This window comes from Bacillus sp. GW821-FHT11D08 (assembly GCF_058808515.1).
Genome location: NZ_JBXARS010000004.1, coordinates 153,254 through 167,986, shown reverse-complemented (window position 1 = coordinate 167,986; position 14,733 = coordinate 153,254). Strand labels below are relative to the sequence as shown.

General features: G+C 45.5%; 20 protein-coding genes. 14 read left to right on the top strand and 6 right to left on the bottom strand.

Going from position 1 to position 14,733, the window contains the following annotated elements; all coding sequences use genetic code 11:
- Nucleotides 1-125: 125 nt before the first annotated feature.
- A complete protein-coding gene (locus tag AC1RRX_RS10370) occupies nt 126-1,337 on the bottom strand; it encodes a cytochrome P450 family protein (protein WP_007409852.1) in 1,212 nt (403 codons plus the stop codon).
- A gap of 288 nt (nt 1,338-1,625) precedes the next feature.
- On the opposite strand from AC1RRX_RS10370, the gene nucB reads away from it, so the two are divergent.
- Nucleotides 1,626-2,060, top strand: a complete 435-nt coding sequence (gene nucB / locus AC1RRX_RS10365) for a sporulation-specific Dnase NucB (RefSeq protein ID WP_015417516.1) — start codon at nt 1,626-1,628, stop codon at nt 2,058-2,060.
- 59 nt (nt 2,061-2,119) lie between these two features.
- On the top strand, nt 2,120-2,875 hold the full coding sequence (locus AC1RRX_RS10360; protein ID WP_003154084.1) for a YoaK family protein: 756 nt from the start codon (nt 2,120-2,122) through the stop codon (nt 2,873-2,875).
- Nucleotides 2,876-2,908: 33 nt separating this feature from the next.
- On the opposite strand, the gene ymzB is transcribed toward AC1RRX_RS10360, so the two are convergent.
- Nucleotides 2,909-3,271, bottom strand: coding sequence for a protein YmzB (gene ymzB / locus AC1RRX_RS10355; RefSeq protein WP_007410383.1), 363 nt, complete (start codon nt 3,269-3,271; stop codon nt 2,909-2,911).
- A gap of 192 nt (nt 3,272-3,463) precedes the next feature.
- Entirely contained in the window at nt 3,464-4,792 is a 1,329-nt protein-coding gene (gene aprX / locus AC1RRX_RS10350) for a serine protease AprX (RefSeq protein ID WP_007410382.1), read from the bottom strand.
- A 178-nt stretch (nt 4,793-4,970) separates the two neighbouring features.
- Here aprX and AC1RRX_RS10345 point away from each other — a divergent pair, with 178 nt between their 5' ends.
- The 3 genes from AC1RRX_RS10345 to AC1RRX_RS10335 all read left to right on the top strand — a co-directional run bounded on the left by AC1RRX_RS10345 (nt 4,971) and on the right by AC1RRX_RS10335 (nt 6,679).
- The gene (locus AC1RRX_RS10345; RefSeq protein WP_015239897.1) at nt 4,971-5,204 is read left to right on the top strand and encodes a hypothetical protein; all 234 of its coding nucleotides are present in this window, start codon (nt 4,971-4,973) and stop codon (nt 5,202-5,204) included.
- 255 nt (nt 5,205-5,459) lie between these two features.
- Nucleotides 5,460-6,167 carry a poly-gamma-glutamate hydrolase family protein gene (locus AC1RRX_RS10340; protein ID WP_007410381.1) on the top strand — a complete coding sequence of 236 codons (708 nt, stop codon included), beginning with the start codon at nt 5,460-5,462 and terminating at the stop codon, nt 6,165-6,167.
- Nucleotides 6,168-6,226: 59 nt separating this feature from the next.
- On the top strand, nt 6,227-6,679 hold the full coding sequence (locus AC1RRX_RS10335) for an OsmC family protein (protein ID WP_014305039.1): 453 nt from the start codon (nt 6,227-6,229) through the stop codon (nt 6,677-6,679).
- A 13-nt stretch (nt 6,680-6,692) separates the two neighbouring features.
- Here the strand turns inward: AC1RRX_RS10335 and erbB are convergent, their stop codons facing one another.
- The 3 genes from erbB to ymaG form a co-directional block, all read right to left on the bottom strand.
- On the bottom strand, nt 6,693-7,046 hold the full coding sequence (gene erbB / locus AC1RRX_RS10330) for an SMR family multidrug efflux transporter EbrB (protein WP_007410379.1): 354 nt from the start codon (nt 7,044-7,046) through the stop codon (nt 6,693-6,695).
- 17 nt (nt 7,047-7,063) lie between these two features.
- Nucleotides 7,064-7,378, bottom strand: a complete 315-nt coding sequence (erbA, locus tag AC1RRX_RS10325; RefSeq protein WP_144464317.1) for an SMR family multidrug efflux transporter EbrA — start codon at nt 7,376-7,378, stop codon at nt 7,064-7,066.
- Between the two features lie 137 nt (nt 7,379-7,515).
- Nucleotides 7,516-7,827 (bottom strand): inner spore coat protein YmaG, encoded by a 312-nt coding sequence (gene ymaG / locus AC1RRX_RS10320; RefSeq protein WP_144464315.1) that lies wholly within the window; start codon nt 7,825-7,827, stop codon nt 7,516-7,518.
- 100 nt (nt 7,828-7,927) lie between these two features.
- Between ymaG and AC1RRX_RS10315 the strand changes: the two genes are divergently transcribed.
- From AC1RRX_RS10315 to AC1RRX_RS10275, 9 genes are all read left to right on the top strand, one after another.
- Nucleotides 7,928-8,332, top strand: a complete 405-nt coding sequence (locus AC1RRX_RS10315; RefSeq protein WP_014417831.1) for a YmaF family protein — start codon at nt 7,928-7,930, stop codon at nt 8,330-8,332.
- A 97-nt stretch (nt 8,333-8,429) separates the two neighbouring features.
- The gene (gene miaA, locus AC1RRX_RS10310; protein ID WP_007410375.1) at nt 8,430-9,374 is read left to right on the top strand and encodes a tRNA (adenosine(37)-N6)-dimethylallyltransferase MiaA; all 945 of its coding nucleotides are present in this window, start codon (nt 8,430-8,432) and stop codon (nt 9,372-9,374) included.
- A gap of 39 nt (nt 9,375-9,413) precedes the next feature.
- Complete coding sequence (gene hfq / locus AC1RRX_RS10305) at nt 9,414-9,635, top strand: RNA chaperone Hfq (protein WP_003154064.1); 222 nt, start codon at nt 9,414-9,416, stop codon at nt 9,633-9,635.
- 96 nt (nt 9,636-9,731) lie between these two features.
- Nucleotides 9,732-10,007, top strand: a complete 276-nt coding sequence (locus AC1RRX_RS10300) for a YmzC family protein (protein ID WP_007410374.1) — start codon at nt 9,732-9,734, stop codon at nt 10,005-10,007.
- Between the two features lie 82 nt (nt 10,008-10,089).
- Entirely contained in the window at nt 10,090-10,305 is a 216-nt protein-coding gene (locus AC1RRX_RS10295; protein WP_003154062.1) for a hypothetical protein, read from the top strand.
- A gap of 259 nt (nt 10,306-10,564) precedes the next feature.
- Nucleotides 10,565-10,957 (top strand): class Ib ribonucleoside-diphosphate reductase assembly flavoprotein NrdI, encoded by a 393-nt coding sequence (nrdI, locus tag AC1RRX_RS10290; protein WP_003154061.1) that lies wholly within the window; start codon nt 10,565-10,567, stop codon nt 10,955-10,957.
- Nucleotides 10,917-13,019, top strand: a complete 2,103-nt coding sequence (gene nrdE, locus AC1RRX_RS10285) for a class 1b ribonucleoside-diphosphate reductase subunit alpha (protein WP_007410373.1) — start codon at nt 10,917-10,919, stop codon at nt 13,017-13,019. The genes nrdI and nrdE overlap by 41 nt, the downstream gene beginning before the upstream one ends.
- Before the next feature lie 17 nt (nt 13,020-13,036).
- Nucleotides 13,037-14,026, top strand: coding sequence for a class 1b ribonucleoside-diphosphate reductase subunit beta (gene nrdF, locus AC1RRX_RS10280; protein WP_007410372.1), 990 nt, complete (start codon nt 13,037-13,039; stop codon nt 14,024-14,026).
- A 48-nt stretch (nt 14,027-14,074) separates the two neighbouring features.
- Nucleotides 14,075-14,695, top strand: a complete 621-nt coding sequence (locus AC1RRX_RS10275) for a hypothetical protein (protein WP_012117609.1) — start codon at nt 14,075-14,077, stop codon at nt 14,693-14,695.
- Nucleotides 14,696-14,733 lie beyond the last annotated feature (38 nt).

Genomic DNA, 14,733 nt, shown 5'->3' with positions numbered 1-14,733 from the left:
GGAGCAATCCGGCCGCTTTTTTTATCCATATAGAACTAAATTTACTATGTACAAAATTTTCATTGTCATATTGATTTCTGTTTATAAGACATTAAAAAAACCCCCGATAAACAGGGGGGACGATGTTAAAATCTGACAGGAAATGTTTCAAGCCCTCTCAAAAACACATTTTTTCTCCATGTTACATCCTCGGGCGCGCCTTTCAGCTCTATATTCGGAAACCGTTTTAAAAGCGCGGTAAAGGCAATGGATGCTTCCATCCGGGCGAGCGGAGCCCCGAGACAAAAATGAATGCCGAATCCAAAAGAGATATGACGGTTCGGTGTTCTCGCTATATTTAATGTATCAGGATCATCGAAATATTCCGGGTCCCGATTGGCTGAACCGATGCCGATAAATATCATATCGCCTTTTTTAATGGAAACATCTTTATAGGTGAAATCTTCAATCGCCCATCGATTTGCCATCATGATGACGGGAGAGGTATAACGCAAAAGCTCTTCGACCGCCGTCTGGATATTTTCCGGCTGCCGCTTTATCTTCTCCATCTGGTCTTTGTGCAGAAGAAGCGCCAGGGTGCCGGAGCCGAGAAGGTTAACCGTTGTTTCAAGCCCGGCAACGACTAACAAAAACAGCATGGAATACAGCTCTGATTCACTCAGCTTTTGGCCGTCCTCTTCAGCGTAAATAAGCTTGCTTGTCAGGTCTTCACCCGGATGTTTTCTTTTTTCTTCGATCAGTGTTTTCATATATTGTTTAAATTCTTTGAGAGCCTGGTTGGTCGCATCTTGTCCGCTTTCTGACGTGTCGACCATTGCGTTTGTCCACACTTGAAATTTGGCGCGGTCCTCTTTCGGAATCCCGAGCAGTTCGGAAATGACGATAAACGGAAGCGGTGCGGCGAAATCTCTCATGATATCAGGGTCTGCTTTTGTTTCCATTTCATCCAGCAGCTCTTCTGTGATCTGCTCTATCCCGGTGCGAAGCTGCTCAATCATCCGGGGAGTGAACCCCTGATGCACCAAAGATCGAAGTCGTGAATGATCCGGAGGGTCTTTTGCCAGCATATGCTCTGAGACAAAATCGATATCTTCACTGACATTCAGCTTCGCGATCAGCTCCTTCGGCATGACTCGTTTTACATCTCTCGTAATTCTGCCGTCTTTCAAAAACGCCATACAATCATCATAACGCGTGATGAGCCAAGCCGGAAAGGTGCCTCCGAAACGCTGCAGTTCGAATTTATGTATGGGGTCCTGCTCTCTGAATCTGCTTAAAACCGCAAAAGGGTTTTCGTGAAACTCGGGTGAGTGTGGGTGAAACATTGTTTTTTCCATCTGGATTTCCCCGCCTTCATGTTTTTGAAAAGACATAACAAACAGCCGGTGCCTGCCGACCGGACGGCATTCCTCCTTTTATCTGCCGAAGACACTGATCACAACGGCTCATAAGTATGTCTAAAATATATAAGGAAACAGAAGCCGGTTCAATAGACAAATCGTAAAGCCGCCATTTTCGTTGATTATCAACAAAACAGCAAACTTTTTTTGCCATTTCATCATGTGTGTTAAATCCGGCTAATATACATATTTACGCTTCATATCAACTTCTTAAGGAGGATGTGAATGAATGCGTTTATGAAATGGGCGGCAAGTCTGCTTTTGGTGATCTCTCTTCAGTTCGGCCTTACGGGCGCCGGCATCCATTCGGACAGTGCTGCTCGTGCCGCATCCCGATACGATCAGGTGCTGTATTTCCCGCTGTCAAAATATCCGGAGACGGGAAATCATATAAAAGACGCCATTTCGGCAGGTCATTCTGAGATTTGTACAATTGATCGGGGCGGAGCGGAGAATAGAAGGAAAGAATCATTGAAAGGAATTCCGACAAAGCCCGGGTTTGACCGTGATGAATGGCCCATGGCAGTCTGCACAGAAGGCGGGGCGGGGGCTGATGTCAGATATGTAACCCCGTCGGATAACCGCGGGGCCGGTTCATGGGTTGGAAATCAAATGAGCGGATATTCCGACGGCACGAGAGTATTATTTATCGTTCAGTAGCTTCTCCGGTTCGCCGGAGTTTTTTTATGCTCTGAAAAAGCGGCACGCCGGCTGGACATATGAAATGGCAAAGAGTAAACTTATATGTTGGAATCAGCATGAGAAAGGATTGGATCACATTGACAGTGACTACATACCGAAATATTGCACTTTTACTTCTTTGTTTAACAGCGGGAATTGTGGATGTGATCGGTTATTTAAGCCTGGGACATATCTTTACCGCCAATATGACGGGGAACATCGTTCTGTTCGGCCTGGCGATCGGCAACTCGTGGCACCTTGCCGTACTCAAATCGTTAACCTCGTTAATCGGATTTATTGCCGGCGTTATTGCCGCGGCCCTGCTTGTGGGCAATAAAAAGAAATCATTCTGGCCCCCTGCGGTAACTGCCGCTTTAGCTATTGAAGGAGCTGTTTTGCTGCTGTTTGCTTTGTTCTCCTGCTTTTTTGCAGATGCCATTTCTGTTTATGTGCTGATTATGCTGCTCAGCTTCGCAATGGGAATGCAGACGACAGCCGCGAGAAAACTTGGTGTAGCGGGGATTTCCACGACCGTATTAACGGGAACGCTCGCTAATTTTTTTGAAGATCTCACCGCAAGGTTTTACAAAGCGGACAAGCGGAAGCAGTTTACGAGAGATGCTGTATTGCGCGCGCTTGCCTTGGTGCTGTATTGCTTTGGAGCGGTCATCGGCGCTTTTGCCGAACCGGATTATAAGTTTGCCGTGATCTGGCTCCCGATTATCATTATTTTAGGCATTATGCTTTGCGCATTCACGATGTTCCACGGATATTCAGAAGAAAAAAACCAATAAAAAAACGCCGCTGATTCAGGGCGTTTTTTCTTTTTATTGCTCTTTCCGGGTACCGATTGTATAAACGGCCCGATCTGTATGTACCTTTAATCCGTCTTGCTCCTTTTGGATGGTAATGTCGCCGAGCAGAGGGATTTCATACGCATCTTGGGGAAGCGGGACATTTCCTTCCTCCGTATAGGTTGTGCCATGCCCTTTTAAGACGAGTTCTTCGTCCGCTACATAGTCATCGGGATGGTTTGTCCGGCGGACGAGAACATCATCAAGGTGAAGCATGATCTGATCCATATCAGAAATCTCGTTTCGGCTGTCTGTCAGCTCTCCTTTCCTGATATCAAGCGTTTGTCCGATCTGTTTTTGCAGCCATTCAGACAATTCGGTGTTTGTAAGTGCCATTGTGATTCCTCCTTTTATCTACACCATACTTATTCCCTATTTTTTTAGAAATACACTGCCTTGCATTGATCTTTTTTTCTGACAGCCGGTTCTGAAGCATTCCGAGTTCCTTCATTATAAATGTTTCATCTGTTCACCTAAAAAACGGGGTCATCTGCAGGTTTAGACGACCCCGTTCTCATGATAAAAAGGTTACTCTTTCGGCACGGCGTTTTCAGCGTTTACTGCGCCCGCTCCGTAAATGTTCGGATCTTCATTTGTCCATTGATCCGGACTTTGTTTGATCAGTGTTTTCACTTCGTCAGGCGAAAGCTGCGGGTTCTGCTGAAGGATTAAGGCGGCAATGCCCGCACAGATCGGAGTGGCCATGGACGTGCCCGACAGACTGAAATACAAGGAGCCTACACGGTTTGATTTCTGTAATTTGTCAAGGTATGAACGCGGAGAACGGAGAGATACGATATCGACCCCGGGCGCAAGAATGTCAGGCTTCTCTTTTCCGTACACCGTCGGGCCGCGGCTTGAGAAAGAAGCGACCGTATCGTCCTCATTGCCGGCCGTATCATTGTCATCATAGGCGCCTACCGTGATGACCTTCTCGCTGACACCGGGGCTTGAAATCGTTTGAGCTTCCGGACCGGAGTTGCCCGCGGCGACGCAGACGACGATTCCTTCATTCCATGCCTCTTCAACGGCCTTGACGAGCGGGTCGTCCGTTTCTTTATCATATCTGAGCGCATCTCCGCCCAGTGACATGCTGATGATTCTGATCGGATTCTTTGTGTGTTCTTTATTATATTGTATGCACCATTCCACACCTTCAATGATATCAGCCAAGGTTCCTGATCCTGATTTGTTTAATACCTTGACTCCGATCAGATCGGCTTCCGGCGCCGGCCCCTGATATTTACCGGAAGATGAAGCGCCGCTGCTTGCGATATCACCGGCGCAATGGGTGCCGTGTCCGTTGTCATCATACGGTTCTGTCTTTTGGTTGACAAAGTCCGCAAATCCGATAACTCTGCCTTCTAAATCGGGATGCTGATAGATTCCGGTATCAATAACGGCGACGGTTACGCCTTTTCCTGTTAATACGGTGCCGTTACGGGTCACTTCTTTTGCATGAGACGATTCAGCTGCCGTATCAAGGAGCGCTTTTACTTCACGGTTTAAATAGATTTTACGGATATCCCGGCATTGCGAAAGAAGCATGTGAAGGGCGGACGGAGTGACTTCGGCGCTGCAGCAATTGATTGTTTGAAACTGCTTTTTTATGGTGCAGCGTTTTTCTTTTGATAAGACCTGTCCTGTGCTGTGAAAACCGGATTCATGGCAGCCCTCTTCAAATTCAATGATGACTGACATTTTCTTTCTGTTTTTCACCTTTTTTTCGAAAAACTTGTGCAAAAAGCAAGGTGTCCATTTGAAAGGTTTATATAACTGTAATACGTTTTCTCTGAGCGGCCAGTCCAGCTTATGAGCATTTGACCGCACCATTTGTACCATTGAGTAACCAAACATATATACTTTTCCTCCCATTCTGGCGATTCTCTCTATACCATATGAACAGGCCTTATGTTCGGTCAGTTCGTTTGTCCTTCAGGAGCGCTGGTTACTTGCGGCTTTTTCAGGAGAAGAACTCGAGTTGAAACGGAACGTTTGTTCGTTTATAATGAAGCCGGCGGAAGGAGGTATATACATGAACATAATATTGAGACATTCCTTGGAAAAACAGCTTCCGATTGATATTATATATATGAAAAAAGACGGTTCCATTTCAAAACGAACCATTATGATAAAAAAAGGGGATGAGCGGGCTGTAACGGCATTTTGCTGTACAAAAAGGCAGATGAGAACTTTTTTGACGGGCTCCATTCTGTCCTGTGCATTTGCTTCGGGAGGCGGATATTCATTTTTAAAAGCGTATTCTTGATGCCGTCCGTTTCCGGCCGTGAATCTCCCGCCCCTGAAAATTCGGGCGTTCCTCCCTTTTTTTTTGCCCTCTCTCAACCTTTTTTCACTGATGCCCGGCATTTGAGCGCTTGAACCGTGACAATCCATTGATTTTTCGAAACCGGGAAGTTTTTCACTGATGATAATGTTAATAGAATGTTAAGATAAGACCTATTGACAAAAATCCATATAATGAACATGTCATTTTTCAGAAAGGAGCAAAGAAGGAGAGCTGATGAAAAGAATTTTACTTAATGTCATCATTATCGTAGCAATGGTCTTACTAATAAGATGTGCTCATTATGCGTCAGACCCTGATCCCTCGAATTCTTCTGATACATACACAGATTTTAAAGATTTGGCTGAACATGAAGACCCCGATGATTATCATATATCGTACAATAAGCGAAAGGGGAGCCCCGTATTGATCATGTCGCCGCACGGAGGGAGAATTGAGGGCGGGGTGAGCGAGATCGTCCGCTCTTTCAGAGATGATTATTCAACCTATCTGTTTGAGGGATTAAAAACGCATGATAACCAGACTCTTCATATTACGAGCACCAGGTTCGATGAGCCTTCAGCAGTCGAAAGCATTAAGCAGCACCATTATGTTATCGCAGTTCACGGTTATAAAGGCGACGAGAAAAATACTCTTGTCGGAGGAAGCGACCGGAAGCGGGCGAAAAAATTGGTGAGAGCTCTCGAACGAAACGGATTTTCTGCAGAATTGGCAACCTCAAAAACCGGTCTGGCCGGGGTTGACACCGAAAATATCAATAACCAGGCGCAAACCGGGCTGAGCATACAGCTTGAGATCAGCAGAGAACAGCGGGAAGCGTTTTTTGATAATTTTGATTACCGCGAAAGGGAATTCACAAAAACGGAGGAATTTTACCGGTTTGTCCGTACGATAAAAAGAGTGATCAATCAAGAGTATTCGTAAGCTTAAAAAAAGACAAACGAGTGAAAGATGAGTAAACTGAAAAAAAGGAGGTTTGTCCCTTGGCAAAACATCACTTTTATTTAAAAGCAAATTGGCCCGGAAATCGCAATGACGTCGGCGATATTAAAAGCGGCCGGCTGGAAACGGCTGTGTCCATTCCTAAGGAAATGGACGGACCCGGAGAAGGCACAAATCCTGATGAAATGCTGCTTGGAGCGGCCGCGACCTGTTATATTATAACGCTTGCGGCGATGATGGAAAGAAGCGGCCTGGATAAAGAAGATCTACATATGGAATCTGAAGGAATTGTAGACGTCACGAACGGTGTGTTCACGTACCAGAAAATCATTCACCGCCCGTTTATATTATTAAAGCCGGATGCAGCCGAAACGGACTTTACGCTCGCCAGGAAGTTAGCGCAAAAAGCGGAGTCCTCATGTATGATTTCACGAGCGGTCCAAGGAAACGTGGAGATGGAGCTTGAGGTTGAAGTAAAAGCTGCCCGCGCTTGACGAGTTCAAACGGTCAGCTCCGGGCCGTTTGATTTTTTTTAGCTTTTTGAGACTTGGAACGGTTCAGCAGGATGACGCCCGTGATGACCAAAACAAGCCCGATCATCATTTTGACTGTCATGGCCTCCTTAAAAACAAAAAAGCCGACAATTGCCGTTAAAGCGGTGCCGACACCTGACCATGTCGCGTATGCGGCGGATAAATCAAGGCTTTTCAAAGAGAAGCTCAAAAACATAAAAGAGGCTCCGATTCCGGCAATGACGCCGAGAGCGGGCCACAGGTGCGTAAAACCGTCCGACAGCTTCAGCATCGTGCTCCCGAACACTTCTGATACAATGGCTAATGCCAAGCAAAGTAATCCTTTCATCAGCATGCCTCTCCTTTCTACCAATTCATCAAAATGACACCGGCCAATAAGAAAAAGAGTCCGATGACGGCCTGCTTGTCCAGTTTTTCATGAAACCATTTCGCTCCGATAATGGATGCGAGCACCGTTCCTGCTCCGCTCCATGTTGCATAGGATAAGCTAAGCGGAATGAGTTTCAGTGTCAGTGAAAGCATATAAAAGGCCAATGAATAGCCTGCCACTACAAGCGCGCTCGGCAAAAACCGCGTAAATCCGCGGGAGACCTTCAGCATGGCCGCGCCGATTGACTCTGATAAAATAGCAATTGTGAGGAAGATATAACCCAGAATCATATCAAATCCCCCTCTCATCATAATCGTTATGCCTTTTGTTTAAGGCAGTAAAATAAAATAATATCCGAACTTTGTCCGCCAAGTCAAGACATTAGGCCTATACAAAAAGGCCCCCGAGGAGGAACCTTTTTGATTCGTCAATAGTAATACGGATAGCCGTAGCCGTAACCCCCGTACAAGTACGGATTGAATAAAGCGCTCCCGACAAGCCCCCCGACAAGCCCTCCGAAAAACGGTCCGCCGTAAAAAACAAACGGCCGTCCGAATCCATAACCAAACCAAGGCCGGCCAAATCCGAAACCCGGCCGTCCGAATCCAAATCCGAATCCGGGACGCCCGAAGCCGAAGCCCGGCCGTCCAAACCCAAATCCGGGACGTCCGAACCCAAATCCAGGCCGCCCGAACTGTCTCATATCACTATCTACTGCGTATGCGTATTCTTCATTCATAATTAAGGTACCTCCAAGAATAAATTTGAGATGATAACAGAGTATTCAGCCCACCAATTTTTGATTGGGCGTTTATCAAAAAATAAAGGAGTGAGCTTTTGTGGGCCTGTATCAGTCCGATTGGTCAAAAAAACCTCCGCACACACACGCATACCGGGCGGTTACGGATGTAGTGCAGGGGCATTACCATTTGATTGAAGGCTTTTCGCAGCCGGAAAACGGCAGCAATACAGATGAGCATACACATTTCTATACGGGCATCACCTCGTTTGAAAACGGCCATTTTCATAGGTATTACGGCATTTCCGGCCCTGCCATCCCGAGGGTTGACGGAACACATTACCATGAGCTTTCAGAGACCACCTTTGCCGCCTACAATGAGCCGATTCAGATCCAGCACGGCGGCGTCGTTTACGATCCGCGGGAGGAAGGACGGAAAACGCACCGCCATACACTCAAAGGAAAAACGAGAGAGGTTGTCGGAAACGAGCCGATCGGGTGGTAGCGACGTTTAGCGCTCAGGAAAAAGGGCAAAATGGATAGGTGCCTGAAGAAATGAATGCTATAATTAGGGGGAGATTTATAAAAGAGAGTGATACATATTGAAAAATAAAAAACAGCCTGTCGTCATACTCGTCGGACCGACGGCAGTCGGAAAAACAAAACTAAGCATCGGACTCGCGAAAATGCTGAATGCGGAAATCATCAGCGGAGATTCCATGCAGGTATATAAAGGGATGGACATCGGAACGGCCAAAGTCACCGAAGAAGAGACAGAAGGCGTGCCGCATCACCTGATTGATATTTTGGAGCCGTCCGACACTTTTTCAACGGCGGATTATCAGAAAATGGTAAGGGGAAAAATCACCGAGATTGCCGATAGAGGAAAGCTGCCGATGATTGTCGGGGGAACGGGTCTGTACATTCAGTCCGTGCTGTATGACTATACGTTCACGGAAAACTCCGGCGACCCTGTATTCCGGGAGCGCATGGAGAAACTGGCGGCTGAAGAAGGGGCGGAAGCGCTTCATGCCAAGCTTGCGGCAGCCGACCCGGAAGCGGCGGCAGCCATTCATCAAAACAACACGCGAAGAGTCATCCGCGCGCTCGAAATTCTGCATGTATCGGGAAAAACAATGTCAGAGCATCTTAAAACCCAAAAACGGGAGCTGCTTTACAATGCGGTTCTTATCGGTCTTACAATGGACAGAGAAGTGCTGTACGGCCGGATTAACGAGCGCGTTGACCTGATGCTGGAAACCGGCCTTCTTGACGAAGTAAAGCGGCTGTATGATATGAATATCCGGGACAGCCAATCGATTCAGGCGATCGGCTATAAAGAGCTGTATGAATATCTTGATGGAAAAGTGCCGCTCCCTCAGGCTGTGGAACAATTAAAACAAAATTCAAGGCGATATGCGAAACGCCAGCTGACCTGGTTTCGCAATAAAATGCCCGTTTCATGGACAGATATGACGCCGCCTGTTGATATTGAGCAGAAAAAAAAGGAAATTTTCGAGTGCATAGCAGGAAAACTGGAAATTTAATCGAAACAGTATTGTATTGAGAACCAAGGAGGACGAAACATGAAACCGATTAATATTCAAGATCAGTTTTTGAATCAAATCCGAAAAGACAATACGTTCGTCACGGTGTTTTTACTCAACGGCTTCCAGCTTCGCGGCCAGGTAAAAGGCTTTGACAACTTTACCGTTTTGCTCGAAACGGAGGGGAAGCAGCAGCTTATTTATAAACATGCCATCTCCACGTTCGCCCCGCAAAAAAACGTCCAGCTTGAGCTTGAATAGACTTTTTGAAAAAGACCATGAACAATGGTCTTTTTCTATGCGCATCTGTATATTGCAGGCTGTATATCGGAAACATAAAAGGGGGTTCGGAAAATCGTGTTCGAAAGTGAAAATGAACTGAGAAGAATCAGGATTACGCTCGTTTGGATCGCTGTTTTTTTGCTGTTTGGAGCTTGCAGCAATCATGAGACGGTGGTGACGGATGATGACGGCGGCTCATCGGATGCCGAACCGCAGACAGAAGGCATGGTGCAGCTGGAACATAATCGTTTCGGCATCGTCGAGGACGGTTACTTAAAAATATACCGCTATGATGAAAAAACGAATAAAATCGAACTGAAAAAAGAAACGGCGCTGGATGAGCTTGAATAAATTTCACAAGCGTTCGAATTTACAAAGCGGGCCGCACAAGCTACACTAGGTACTGACATTGATCATGCAGAGGGTGAGACGATTGAAACACAAGGTGATAATCAACCATTGGGAAGAAACTTGTGAAGATGATTCCTGCTATGAATATGGAACCAGCATCATCGTTGACGGCAAAGAACTGATCAGAGAGGCTTCCATCACAAGCGCTCTGAAAGCCGTACTGAAAGAAATCGGTGCTGATGTGGAGATTGAAGAAACCGTTGAAAGCGAAAAAAAATGTGATTCTTACAAAAAATAAGAATAAAAGTCTAGACTACTAAGCAGTTTTTTTTCATGTTATGATAGACATCGGCTTACACATGACACCTTGAGTAGGATGAGAGATGATTCTCGTTCTGCTCTCTTTTTTGGGCGTTAATCGGGCCAGAGCCAAAGTCCGCTCTTTCAAAAATATGAATTTTTTATAAATCGATCTCAATATGTTGTGTTTTTCTGAGAGGTTAGTATACTATATATAGTGTTAAGAGATTCATTATTTTTGATAGGTCGTGATAAGGATGGTTCAAATCATATTTGATTCAAAGACAGGGAATGTTCAGCGTTTTGTGAATAAAACAGACTTTCAGCTGATCCGCAAGGTGGACGAAACGGACCACGTGGACACTCCGTTTGTTTTGGTCACCTACACGACAAACTTCGGTCAGGTACCGGCATCAACACAATCATTTCTCGAAAAATACGCCCATCTCTTATTAGGAGTCGCTGCGAGCGGCAACAAAGTATGGGGCGATAACTTTGCAAAAAGCGCCGATACCATTTCAAGACAATATCAGGTGCCGATCTTGCACAAATTTGAACTCAGCGGCACATCTAAAGACGTTGAATTGTTTACTCAGGAGGTAGAAAGAGTTGTCACAAAATCAAGTGCCAAAATGGATCCAGTTAAATAACGAAATCATGATCCAACAAGATGGAAAATTCCAGTTTGATAAAGATAAAGAGGCTGTACATAGCTATTTTGTTGACTATATCAATCAAAACACAGTTTACTTTCACGATTTGAAAGAGAAGCTGGATTATTTGATTGAAAACCAATACTACGAAGAGGAATTCTTAAGCCTTTACTCTTTTGAAGACATTAAAGAAGTGTTTAAGACAGCTTACGCTAAGAAGTTTCGTTTTCCTTCCTTCATGAGTGCGTTTAAATTTTATAATGACTATGCTTTGAAAACGAATGACAAGAAAAGAATCCTCGAGCGTTATGAGGACCGAATCTCAATCGTCGCGCTGTTCTTCGCAAACGGCGACACTGAGAAAGCAAAAGAATATGTAAACCTGATGATCAACCAGGAATATCAGCCGAGTACACCGACATTTTTGAATGCCGGCAGAAAACGCCGCGGAGAACTGGTGAGCTGCTTCTTGCTCGAAGTCAATGATTCCTTAAACGATATTTCACGGGCGATCGATATTTCCATGCAGCTGTCTAAATTGGGCGGCGGGGTTTCTCTTAATCTGTCCAAGCTTCGCGCGAAAGGTGAAGCGATTAAAGATGTTGAAAACGCCACAAAAGGCGTTGTAGGCGTCATGAAGCTTCTTGATAATGCGTTCCGTTACGCTGACCAAATGGGACAGAGACAAGGCTCGGGCGCGGCGTATTTAAACATTTTCCACCGCGATATCAATGATTTTCTTGATACGAAAAAGATTTCTGCGGATGAAGATGTGCGCGTCAAGACGCTTTCTATCGGTGTCGTCATTCCGGATAAGTTCGTTGAGCTTGCACGTGAGGACAAAGCGGCTTATGTATTCTATCCGCATACGATTTATAAAGAATACGGCCAGCATATGGACGAAATGGACATGACGGCGATGTATGAGGAGCTTGTCGACAACCCGCGTGTCAAAAAAGAAAAAGTGAATGCGCGCAAATTGCTTGAAAAGCTTGCCGTTCTCCGTTCTGAGTCAGGTTATCCGTACATTATGTTCCAGGACAACGTAAACAAAGAGCACGCGAATAACCACGTATCAAAAGTGAAATTCTCGAACCTTTGCTCTGAGGTGCTTCAAGCGTCACAAGTTTCGGCTTACACAGATTATGATGAAGAAGACGAAATCGGCTTGGACATTTCCTGCAACCTTGGTTCATTAAATATTTTGAATGTCATGAAACATAAATCGATTGAGCGCACGGTGAAACTCGCGACGGATTCCCTGACTCATGTATCTGAGACGACGGATATCCGCAACGCGCCGGCAGTCAGACGCGCGAACAAAGCGATGAAGTCGATCGGTTTAGGCGCCATGAACCTCCACGGCTACCTTGCCCAAAACGGCATCGCTTATGAAAGCCCGGAAGCAAGAGATTTCGCGAATACGTTCTTTATGATGGTGAACTTTTATTCCATCCAGCGTTCAGCTGAGCTTGCGAAAGAAAAAGGCGAAACGTTTGAGCATTATGAAGGCTCCACTTATGCAACGGGAGAATATTTCAATAAATACATCGAAAAAGAGTTCTCACCGGCATACGAAAAAATCGCTGCGCTCTTTGAGGGCATGCACATTCCGACAATCGAAGACTGGAAAGAGCTGAAGGCGTTTGTCGCTGAACACGGTATGTATCACAGCTACAGACTGTGCATCGCGCCGACAGGCTCCATTTCCTACGTCCAATCCAGCACGGCGTCCGTTATGCCGATCATGGAACGGATCGAAGAAAGAACATACGGAAATTCAAAAACGTATTACCCGATGCCGGGATTAGCGTCTAATAACTGGTTCTTCTACAAAGAAGCTTATGATATGGACATGTTCAAAGTGGTGGATATGATCGCGACAATCCAGCAGCATATCGATCAGGGAATCAGCTTTACCCTGTTTTTGAAAGATACGATGACAACTCGTGATCTGAACCGTATTGATCTGTATGCCCACCATAGAGGCATCAAAACCATTTACTATGCAAGAACGAAAGATACCGGGCAAGATAGCTGCCTTTCTTGTGTTGTTTGATTAAAGGAGAGTTTATAGTGACGAAAATTTATGACGCAGCAAACTGGTCAAAGCATGAAGACGACTTTACCCAAATGTTCTATAACCAAAATGTGAAACAGTTCTGGCTTCCGGAAGAGATTGCTTTAAACGGCGATATCCTCACATGGAAGTACCTCGGGAAAAACGAGCAAGACACGTATATGAAGGTACTGGCCGGATTGACTCTTCTTGATACAGAGCAGGGGAATACAGGAATGCCGATCGTGGCTGAACACGTAGACGGCCACCAGCGGAAAGCCGTGCTGAATTTTATGGCGATGATGGAGAACGCCGTTCACGCAAAATCGTACTCTAATATTTTCATGACACTGGCACCGACTGAAACAATTAATGAAGTATTCGAATGGGTCAAACAAAACAAATTTTTGCAGAAAAAAGCGCAAATCATCGTCGGACTCTACAAAGCGATTAAAAAAGATGACGAGATTTCACTGTTCAAAGCCATGGTTGCATCTGTGTATTTAGAAAGCTTCCTATTCTACAGCGGTTTCTATTATCCGTTATATTTCTACGGACAAGGAAAACTGATGCATAGCGGTGAAATTATCAACCTGATCCTTCGTGATGAAGCGATCCACGGTGTATATGTCGGACTGCTTGCCCAAGAAATATACAATAAACAAACAGAAGCGAAAAAAGCGGAACTTCGCGAATTTGCGGTTGAGCTTTTAGAAGAGCTTTATCACAATGAGCTTGAATATACAGAGGACTTGTACGATCAAGTCGGACTCTCACACGATGTAAAGAAATTCATCCGCTATAACGCCAATAAAGCTTTGATGAACTTAGGGTTCGATCCTTACTTTGAAGAAGAGGATATTAATCCGATCGTATTAAACGGATTAAACACCAAAACAAAATCACATGATTTCTTCTCCATGAAAGGGAACGGTTACAAAAAGGCGACGGTAGAACCGATTAAGGACGAAGATTTTTATTTTGGCCAAGATGAAGAGCAGATATAATATCTGCTCTTTTGGCTTGAATGGAGAGGTAAGACAGGAGGAACGGGCATGAATAAAATGGATGAAATCATCTTGGCTGCACCGCGGAGTGACGTCTTTCAAAACGAAATGCTGACATTTCAGGGAGTCAACAGCGAGGATGAACGTATCGTAAACATTATGGCTCAAATTGAGGCGCATTTTTTTGAAATCAGAAGAGGCGACGCGGAAGAGGACCCGCGATTTAAACAGCCGATTCCGTATGTCGTCATCCGCCGCGATGATGAGGTGTTTGTGTATGAACGGCTCGCCGGCGGAGGGGAATCGCGCCTCCATAATAAGCTTTCTCTCGGCTTCGGCGGACACATGAACCCTATGGAAGGGGCGGCTTCATTTTCGGAAGTGCTGAAACAGAATACCGACCGGGAGCTGGCGGAAGAACTGTACATTCGCGAGGAGGACAAACAAAACATTGTCACACTCGGCCTGATCAATGATGATGAAAACGATGTAGGGAAGGTGCATATCGGCATCCTTTCTGCGCTCCAGTTAGCGTCTGCGGCACAAGTCGAAGTGAAAGAAAAAGATCAAATCGCCGGCCGCTGGATGAAACTGAGCGAACTGAAAGAGGAAAATGTGTATCAGCGTCTTGAAGCTTGGTCTCAGTTTGTCGCCGATATACTTCAATAACAAAAAACCCCCGTTCGTCCCAAAAAAGGGAGAGCGGG